The sequence below is a fragment of the Variovorax soli NBRC 106424 genome, assembly GCF_001591385.1.
Taxonomy (GTDB): domain Bacteria; phylum Pseudomonadota; class Gammaproteobacteria; order Burkholderiales; family Burkholderiaceae_C; genus Variovorax; species Variovorax soli.
Genome location: NZ_BCUU01000150.1, coordinates 1 through 8442, shown reverse-complemented (window position 1 = coordinate 8442; position 8442 = coordinate 1). Strand labels below are relative to the sequence as shown.

Genomic DNA, 8442 nt, shown 5'->3' with positions numbered 1-8442 from the left:
CGCGCTGGCCGCACCGCTGGCGGGCCGCGTGGCCGACCGCAAGGGGCCGGAGCTGGTGACGCGCCTGGGTGCCACCATCTTCGTCCTGTCGTTTGCCGCACTGGCGCTCGCGCCGATGCTGGACACGCATGCGCAGCTGGCACTGCTGGCGGCCGGCGCCATCGGTTTCGACCTGGGCTTCCAGGGCACGCTGATCGCGCACCAGACCATCGTCTACGGCATCGACCCCGGTGCGCGCAGCCGCCTGAATGCGGTGCTCTTCACCGGCATGTTCATCGGCATGGCCAGCGGCGCGGCCCTCGGCGCGATGCTGTTCGCGCAGTGGGGATGGATGGCCGTGGTGCTGCTGGCAACGGGTTCGGGCCTGGCAGGCCTGGCCGTGCGGATGGTGAAGTTCGAGTAAGCAAACCCGCGATCGATCATCAGCGCGGCAGCATTTCCCGCACGATCATGCTGCCGCCCAGCACGAGCAGGCTGGCCAGAAAGCAGATGCGAAACCGTTCCTGCGAAATGCGCTGTCGAAGACTGGCCCCCAGCGCCATGCCGGCGAGCGCTGGCAACAGCATCAGCACCGACTCGCCCACCGCCGCCGTGGGCAGGTGCCCGTTGAGGTACAGGCCTGCAGCCAGCGCCACGGTCGACACCGTGAACGACAGGCCCATGGCCTGCATCAGCGCGTCGCGGTGCAGGCCGAGCGCCTGCAGATAAGGCACCGCGGGCACGACGAAGACACCGGTGGCCGCGGTGATGACGCCGGTGGACGCGCCCACCACAGGCCCCAGCCGGCGCTCGGCGCGCGGCGCCACCGAGAGGCGCGCACCGGCGAGCACCCAGGCCGCATAGACGATCAGCATCGCGCCAAGACCGACGACGGCCCACGACCCGACGGGCGCGCCGATGGCCCACGCGCCGGCCAGCGTGCCGGCCACCACGCCGGCCTGCATGGGGGCCACTCGGCGCGTCACGCCGTGCAGCGAGCGCCACGGCTGCCACTGCCAGACGTTGGTGGCCAGCGAAGGCACGACCAGCAGCGCCGCGGCCTCGGCAGGGCTCATCATCGAACCGAGCAAGGCCATCGAGATCGTCGGCAGGCCCAGGCCGATGACGCCCTTGACCAGGCCCGCAAGGACGAACACCGCGGCAATCGACAGCAGCAGTGAAAGCGGCGAGGCAAGGAAGGCATCTGCGTTCATGCGCCCATTCTGTAAAGCGGGCGGCGTGCGGAAAATCTGGAATGTGCACACCCAGCCTCAGCCGCAGCCTGAGGCTGCTGCAATCTGGCAGAGGGTGTGCGGGTATCGTTGCCGCCCCCGGCGATGTTCCATAGACTCGCCGCATGCAAACCCAGGCGCACTTCTCCTGCACAGCAGCAGCCCAAGGCCACGCCGGCCTCGCGCCGCTGTTGCTGTGTGCGGCGCTCGTGCCGCGCGCCTTGCCGCTTGCCCGGCCCGTCTTCGGGTCGCGTCAGACCCCCGCACATTCCTGAGCCCGGCGGTCAGCCTCCTTCGTTTTTTTCCAGCGCACTTTTCTTCTTCTTGACCGTCGGGCACCCGCCCCGCGCGCGGTAGCGACCCCACTCGAAGGTGCGGGTCCGAGGCTCCACGCCTCCAGGAGAGAACAACGATGGACATTCATTCCATTCTCGCGGTCACCGATCTGTCGCCGCAGGGCAATCGCGCGGTGGTCCGCGCCGCGATGCTCGCGGCCCGGCATCGCGCGCTGCTGAAGATCATGCATGCGCCCGAAGGCTTTGCGGGCAGTGCCAGGGCCGATGCGGAGCATGCCGCACGGCGGCTCGCCGCCGAGATCTACGCGCGCTTCGACATCCTCGTGAAGCGTGTTGCGGGCCGTGACGACGATGCGCATCTGAATGCGATTGCCGAGGAAGCCCGCTGGGTCGACCTGGTCGTCGTCGGCGAGCAGCGCAGAAAAAAGAACTCCGCCAAGGCCTTCTTCTGCAGCCACCCCATCGAGCGCCTGCAGCGCGCCGTGCCCTGCCCGATCCTGCTGGCGCGGCTGGAAGTCTTTCACCGCTACCGGCGCATCCTGGTGGCGGTCGACTTCACGCCCGAGTCGAAGAAGCTGGTGAAGCTGGCCTGGTCCCTCGACGGCGATGCGCAGGTCGAGCTGTTCCACGCGCTCAACACCACCTTCGAAGGCAAGCTGCGCTATGCGGACGTGTCGGAGCGGGCGATGAAGATCTATCGGCACGAGAGCCTGCGCGATGCGCACGAGCGCCTGTTCTGGCTGAGCGACTCGTCGACGGCCCGGCGCAACCGCGTCGTCGCCGCCATCGGCCGGGGCGACGTGGCGCGCCAGGCGGTGGTCCAGCAGCAGCATTCCGATGCCGAGCTGCTGGTGGTGGGCAAGCGGCGCAGTTCCGGCTTCGCGGACTTTCTTTTCGGCAGCGTGGCGCAGCGTGTGCTATGGTGGTCCAGCGGCGATGTGCTGCTGGTGCCGCACGACCTGCGCATCGACCCCAAGCCCGAGGCAGCCGCACTGCCCGCCGCCGGGGAGACGGCATGACGGCGCTGGCCATGGGCTTTGCACTGCCATCGCCCCTTCCTTTCTTCAGGATCCCGTTCCACCGGCCGGCCGAACTTCGGGTCGATGTCGATCCTTCGAAGAACGAGCGCGGCGAGTCGCTCGAGCTGATCTACGAGCGAATCCGTTCGCCGGGCGACGCGCTGCACGGCCTGCCGGCCTTCGGGCTGCCGCGCGATCCGCAACTCAAGGTCCACATCCGCGAGGCCGACGGCGAGTTCTATGCGTACGTCGAAGACCTCCAGGAGCGGCGCCTCGCCGGCTGCACCGTCTTCAACCGGCTGATCGAAGTCGATCGCCGCGCAGACCGGCACCTGCGTTCGCCCCACTCGCGCTACCTGGCGCAATACCAGCGCCGCGGCATTGCGACGGCGGTGTACGACTGGGCGCTGGGCACCGGCATCTGCCTGATGACCGGTGCGCGCCAATCGGCCGGCGCGCATGCGCTGTGGCGCAAGCTGGCGCAGCGCTACCAAGCGGGATTCGTCGATCTTCGCGACAGGCGGCTCACCTATCTGGGCCGCGATGTGGGCCCGAACGATCTCGATCGGCTGGAGACGCGGATGTTCCTGCTGGCGCCGGGTTGGTCGCTGCTGACGTTCTGCGCGGCGGTTGGAATGCGAGGGCCCGTGTTGTTGCTGCTGCTCCTTAGTTTGCATTGGTCGCGGAAATTTCTTGCAATGGTCCTGGCAACGCCCACCCGGAAGGCAGGCCTCGACAAGCCGCGATCGCTGCCGCCGCGGGTCACGCGGGCGGCCCCATCCCAGCCCGTCTGCTGTCCGATAGTCAGCCGACCTTCCAGTTTGCCCAATCCATAGACGGCTATCGCTGCATACCAGCCTTGGAAAGGAATCGCTCAGCGGAGCCAAACGCCTGATCGCATATTGACCTTTTTTCGCTTAAGAATAACTTGAGCGGCCGCGGTCACTCGGCGGTGATGTGGTTGTCCTTCACCACCTTGGCCCACGCCCGCGCGTCCTCGTCCAGGAAGCGGCTGAAGGCTTCGGGCGGCTCGCCCACCGGCGTAAGGCCGTAGCCTTCCAGCTTGGCGCGAAAGGCCGCCTGCGCCACGATCTTCTGCGACTGCGCGAGCAGACTCGCCAGCACCGGCTCGGGCGTCCCTTTGGGCGCGAAGATGCCGTGCCAGGAATCGCCGACGAAGCCGGGCACGATCTCCGCGATGGCCGGCACGTCCGGCAGCCCCGCGATGCGCTTGGGGCTCGACACGCCCAGCGCCCGCACCTTGCCTGCCTTCACCTGCGGGATGGCGCCGGTGCTGGCGTCGAAGGCGACGTCGACGCGCCGGGCGATGACGTCGGGCAGGAAGTAGTCCTTGTAGGGCACGTGCGTCATGGAAACACCGGCCTCGCCCAGCAGCCGGGCCATGGCCACGTGCGTGTCCTGTCCGATGCCGGCGCTCGCATAGGTCATCGCATCGGGCCGGGCCTTGGCCTCGCGGATCAGGTCCGGCAGCGAGCGGATCTTCGATTCGCTCGAGGTGACCAGCACATAGGGCACCGACAGGATGCGGGTCACCGCGGCGAAGTCCTCGGCCTTGTAGGGCAGCTTCTTGTAGACGTAGGGGTTGATGGAAAAGGTGTTGTTCACCGTCCAGAGCAGGGTGTAGCCGTCCGGTGCAGCATTGGCTGCCGCTTGCGCCGCGATGATGGTGCTGGCGCCGGGGCGGTTCTCCACGACGACCGCCTGGGCGGTGGCCTTGGTGAACTCTTCGCCCCACAGCCGCGCGATCACGTCGGGCGAGGTGCCGGCCGGAAAGGGAACGATCAGCTTCACTGGCCGCGACGGGTAGGTGGGCTGCGCGTTGGCGGCGAAGGTCGTAGCACCGGCCAGCAGTACGCCGCCGAGACCCAGCAGCGCACGCCGGGAAAGCTTGTTCGATTTCATCTGTCTGTCTCCGTTCTGTCGTCGATGTTGCGTGGCGAGAAGCTCAAGCCTTGAGGTCCAGCCGCTTCACCAGTGGCGGGAAATCCGCCATGTCCTGCCGGATGGTGGCTTCGAGCACCTGCGGCGCCCCGCCTACCAGTTCCCACCCGTTGACCTGGGCCCTTGCCTTCATCTGCGTGTCGGCAAGGGCCTTGTCCAGTGCCCGGTTCAGGCGCGCGATCACTTCGGGCGACGTGCCGCGCGGCACGGCAAGGCCGATCCAGAACGACGGGTCATAGCGCGCGAAGCCTGATTCCGACAGCGTCGGCACCTCGCTCATCGAGGCCAGCCGCCGGGCAGCGGTCTGCGCCAGCGGCACGAGGGTTCCGCCCTTGAGGCCTGCCTGCGCCGAAGAGAAGTCGAGCAGTGCCAGTTGCACCTCTCCCGCCATCAGCCCGGTGATCAGCGGGCCGGAGCCCTTGTACGGCACATGCACGAGGTCGATGCCCGCCAGCGACTTGAATTGCTCGATGGCGATGTGGTTCGTAGCGCCGATGCCGGCGCTGCCATAGAAGAGCTTGCCCGGTTGCGCCTTGGCCGCAGCGATGAAATCGCGCAGGTTGCGCCACGGCGACTTGGCCGGCGTGGCGAGGATGCCCACCGCGCGCAAGGCCAGGCCCACCGGCGCCAGGTCGCGCACCGGATCGACCTGCGTGCCCTGCTGCACCAGCGGCGCTATCACGTGGTTGGAGCGCGATGTGACCAGCACGGTGTAGCCGTCGGCCGGCGAGTTGGCCACCACGCCGCTGCCGATGAGGCCGGCCGCGCCCGGCCGGTTGTCGATGACCAGCGGCTGGCCCAGTTCGGCACGCATCGACTCGGCCAGGAAGCGCGCCACGATGTCCGAGGGCCCGCCCGGCGGATTGGGCACCACCAGCTTGATGGGCCGCTGCGGAAAGCCGGTGTCGGCCCAGGCCCGGCCAATTGCCACGGGGGCCAAGGGCGCCAGTCCGGCCAGCGCCGCCCGGGCCAGGAAAGCTCTGCGATTGCTCGTGTTCACGCGCGTGTCTCCATCTGCTTGTTGTCGGTGGTGGCGGGCAGCGCGGTGCGCCCGCCGAGCGTCTCGGCCACCCAGTCGGCGATGTAGGCGCCGGCGTTGGCCGAGTTGTCGAAACTCGAATGCTGGGCCCCGCCCTCGCGGTCGGTGAACACCTTGAGTTCGCGCCGGGGGCTGTTGACGAGTTGATCGTAGGTGCGCTGCGCCCACTTGAGCGGGATCTGCGAATCCTTCTGGCCATGCGTGACGAGGAAGGGCACGCGAATCTTCTCGACCACGCCGTCCAGGTGCACGTTCTCGGCAATCCGCATGAAGTCGTCCACGTCCTTGGCGCCCCACACCCAGCACACGTGTCCCCAGTAATGCGGCACCGGAAAGCTGCCTTCCCTTTCCAGGCGGCGCTTCTGCACGTCGCGCCAGTCGTGGTTGGCGCCCCACACCACGCCGCAGGCAAAGCGCGGCTCCATGGCCACGGCGCGCGGGCAGTAGTAGCCGCCCAGCGACACGCCCTCGCAGCCGATGCGCGCGGGGTTGATGTCGGCGCGCGCCTGCAGCCAGTCGACCACCGGGCTGGCCCAATGCTCGCTGTCGAAGCGCGCCGTCATGCCGTGCAGGCGCAGGGCCTCGCCGGTGCCCGGTTGGTCGATCACCAGCGAAGCCACGCCGCGCTGCGCCAGCCAGCGCGGAAGGCCCACGCGGTACTTCATCTCCTTGGTCGAATCCAGGCCGTTGAGCTGCACCAGCACCGGCGCACGCTCGCCCGGCGCCAATCCTTCGACGCGGACGTACAGGCCAGCGATATGGGCGTTGCCGTACGGAATTTCCACCCGTTCGCAGTTCTCGCCCGCCAGGCGCACGCTGCGCTCGAAGGTATCGAGGAAGCGCCGGTACAGCGCCTCGCGTCCCGGCGCGCCATGCGCCTGAAGGCGCTCTGCGGTCATGAGGTAGGTGGCGGCGCGCCCGAGCTTGTCGCCGGCCGAGATGAGGCGCCCGCGCCGCTCGTCCTCGGCAGCCAGCTCGCACAGCTGGTCGGCCATGCGCTCCCAGCTCTGGCGAAAGGCTGCCGAGGCGGCGGCGTCGGGCTGGCCGGCGGCCTGCTGCAGCGGTGCGCACATCGCCTCGATCTCGCCAATGCGCGCGCCCATCTCGATGGCCAGGTCGACCGACAGGTTCCAGACGTAGTTGCTCGGGAAATACTTGAACATGGCTCTTGTCTCCTGCGTGCCGCGCGGCCCGATTCAGCCGCCGTCGGTGACGACGGTGCCGCCGTCCACCACCAGCGTCTGCCCGTTGATGAAAGCGCCGGCTGCCGAAGCCAGCATGGCAGCCACACCGGCCACCTCGTGCGGCTCGCCGACGCGTCGCAGCGGCGTCATGGCCAGGCGCCGCGCCATGAAGGCCTCGTCTGCCAGCAGGCCCTGCGCCAGTGGCGTGCGGATGAGCCCCGGCGCGATGGCATTGGCACGCACACCGCGCGGCCCCCATTCCACGGCCAGGTTGCGCGCCATCTGCGATAGCGCCGCCTTGCTCAGCCCGTACAACCCGAGGGCACGATTGCCGCGCAGCGCGGCAATGCTGGCCATGAGCACCACGCTGCCGCCGCCGCGCGCGGCCATGCCCGGCACCAGCGCCGCGCACAGCGCGTGCGCGCTGGCGAGGTTGACCTGGAAAACCGCGTCCCAGTCGCTGCGCGCCACGTCCAGCAGCGGCCCCGCGGGTCCCTGCATGCCGGCGTTGCACACCAGCGCGTCGACGCGCCCGAACACCTCGGCCGCGCGCGTGCCCAGGGCAGCCGCCTGCCCCGCATCGGCCAGGTCGGCGGCCAAGGTGTGCACGCGCACGCCCCATTCGCGGCATTGCGCGGCCACGTCTTCCAATGGCCTGCGGTCCCGGTCGGTCAGCACCAGGTCGGCGCCCTGCCCCGCGAACACGCGCGCAATGGCCTGGCCCAGCCCGCCCCCCGCCCCGGTGACCAGTGCCACCTGGCCTTGCAGGCTGAACAGCGCGGGCCCGGCCGCATCAGTCAAGCTGCACCCCGACTTCGCGGATCACCTTGCCCCAGCGCGCCGTTTCCGTGCGGATGAGTTCGCCGAACTCGGCGCGCGTGCTGGGCGCCACCACCAGGCCCAGCTCGGTGTAGCGCTGCACCACATCGGGCGAGCGCACCGCCTTGACCAGCTCGTCGTGCAGCAGGTTGGCAATGGGCTCGGGCGTGCCGGCCTTCAGCACCACGCCGGTCCAGCCGGGCACGTTGAGCGCAGGCAGGCCCAGTTCGGCAATGGTGGGCACCTGCGGCAGTTGCGGCAGGCGCTTCTCGGCGCCCACCACGGCCAGCGCGCGGGCCTTGTTCTCGCGCACCAGCGGAATGCTGCTGGGCGTCACGTCCAGCATCAGGTCGATGTGGCCAGCCATCAGGTCCTGCACGGCCGGCGCGCCGCCCTTGTAGGCCACGTGCGTCATGCTGCCCTTGATCTCGCGCTGGAGCATTTCCATCCAGATGTGCGGCTGGCTGCCCATGCCGTAGGAGCCGTAGTTCAGACCCTTGGGCGAGCGGGCCGCCTCCACCAGGTCCTGCCAGGTCTTCAGGCGGCTGTTGGCCGGCACGATGACCAGCGTGGGCGAAACGAGCAGGCGCGTGAGCGGCGTGAAGTCCTTCAGCGTGTCGTAGCTGAGTTTGGGGTACAGGCCCGCGTTCATCGAGAACGGGCCGAGGTCGCCGTAGAACAGCGTGTAGCCGTCGGCGGGCAGTTGCTTGACGTGGTTGGCGCCGATCTGGCCGCCAGCGCCGGGGCGGTTGTCCACCACCACCGGCTGCTTCAGGCTGTCCGACAGCTTCTGCGCAAGCATGCGCGAGAGCGCGTCGCCGAAGCCACCCGCCGGATAGGGCACCACCCAGGTGATGGGGCGCGAGGGGAAGGCGGCAGCGGCCGCCTGCGCGCCGGCGCGGGTGGCCAGCG

The 8442-nt window shown here is 69.1% G+C and carries 9 protein-coding genes; 3 read left to right on the top strand and 6 right to left on the bottom strand.

Features of this window, described 5'->3' with window-relative positions:
• The coding region (locus VSO01S_RS24925; protein WP_153305427.1) for an MFS transporter at positions 1-403 on the top strand (403 nt) is incomplete at its 5' end.
• A gap of 19 nt (positions 404-422) precedes the next feature.
• Here the strand turns inward: VSO01S_RS24925 and VSO01S_RS24920 are convergent.
• Complete coding sequence (locus VSO01S_RS24920) at positions 423-1193, bottom strand: sulfite exporter TauE/SafE family protein (RefSeq protein WP_068645468.1); 771 nt, start codon at positions 1191-1193, stop codon at positions 423-425.
• 430 nt (positions 1194-1623) lie between these two features.
• On the opposite strand from VSO01S_RS24920, the gene VSO01S_RS24915 reads away from it, so the two are divergent.
• Complete coding sequence (locus VSO01S_RS24915) at positions 1624-2526, top strand: universal stress protein (protein ID WP_068645467.1); 903 nt, start codon at positions 1624-1626, stop codon at positions 2524-2526.
• Positions 2523-3362 (top strand): N-acetyltransferase, encoded by an 840-nt coding sequence (locus VSO01S_RS24910; RefSeq protein WP_306301720.1) that lies wholly within the window; start codon positions 2523-2525, stop codon positions 3360-3362. Before VSO01S_RS24915 ends, VSO01S_RS24910 begins: the two co-directional genes overlap by 4 nt.
• A gap of 106 nt (positions 3363-3468) precedes the next feature.
• On the opposite strand, the gene VSO01S_RS24905 is transcribed toward VSO01S_RS24910, so the two are convergent.
• The 5 genes from VSO01S_RS24905 to VSO01S_RS24885 all read right to left on the bottom strand — a co-directional run.
• Entirely contained in the window at positions 3469-4449 is a 981-nt protein-coding gene (locus VSO01S_RS24905; RefSeq protein ID WP_068645466.1) for a Bug family tripartite tricarboxylate transporter substrate binding protein, read from the bottom strand.
• 43 nt (positions 4450-4492) lie between these two features.
• Entirely contained in the window at positions 4493-5488 is a 996-nt protein-coding gene (locus tag VSO01S_RS24900) for a Bug family tripartite tricarboxylate transporter substrate binding protein (protein ID WP_068645465.1), read from the bottom strand.
• Positions 5485-6690 (bottom strand): alpha/beta hydrolase family protein, encoded by a 1206-nt coding sequence (locus VSO01S_RS24895; protein WP_068645464.1) that lies wholly within the window; start codon positions 6688-6690, stop codon positions 5485-5487. Before VSO01S_RS24895 ends, VSO01S_RS24900 begins: the two co-directional genes overlap by 4 nt.
• Positions 6691-6723: 33 nt before the next feature.
• Positions 6724-7512 carry an SDR family NAD(P)-dependent oxidoreductase gene (locus tag VSO01S_RS24890; RefSeq protein ID WP_068645463.1) on the bottom strand — a complete coding sequence of 263 codons (789 nt, stop codon included), beginning with the start codon at positions 7510-7512 and terminating at the stop codon, positions 6724-6726.
• The coding region (locus tag VSO01S_RS24885) for a Bug family tripartite tricarboxylate transporter substrate binding protein (protein ID WP_068645462.1) at positions 7505-8442 on the bottom strand (938 nt) is incomplete at its 5' end. The genes VSO01S_RS24885 and VSO01S_RS24890, both read right to left, overlap by 8 nt.

What these genes read in the sequence shown, in the direction of transcription:
- VSO01S_RS24920 (WP_068645468.1), bottom strand. Translation starts at nt 1,193, where the DNA reads ATGAACGCAGATGCCTTCCTTGCCTCGCCGCTTTCACTGCTGCTGTCG.
- VSO01S_RS24915 (WP_068645467.1), top strand. Translation starts at nt 1,624, where the DNA reads ATGGACATTCATTCCATTCTCGCGGTCACCGATCTGTCGCCGCAGGGC.
- VSO01S_RS24910 (WP_306301720.1), top strand. Translation starts at nt 2,523, where the DNA reads ATGACGGCGCTGGCCATGGGCTTTGCACTGCCATCGCCCCTTCCTTTC.
- VSO01S_RS24905 (WP_068645466.1), bottom strand. Translation starts at nt 4,449, where the DNA reads ATGAAATCGAACAAGCTTTCCCGGCGTGCGCTGCTGGGTCTCGGCGGC.
- VSO01S_RS24895 (WP_068645464.1), bottom strand. Translation starts at nt 6,690, where the DNA reads ATGTTCAAGTATTTCCCGAGCAACTACGTCTGGAACCTGTCGGTCGAC.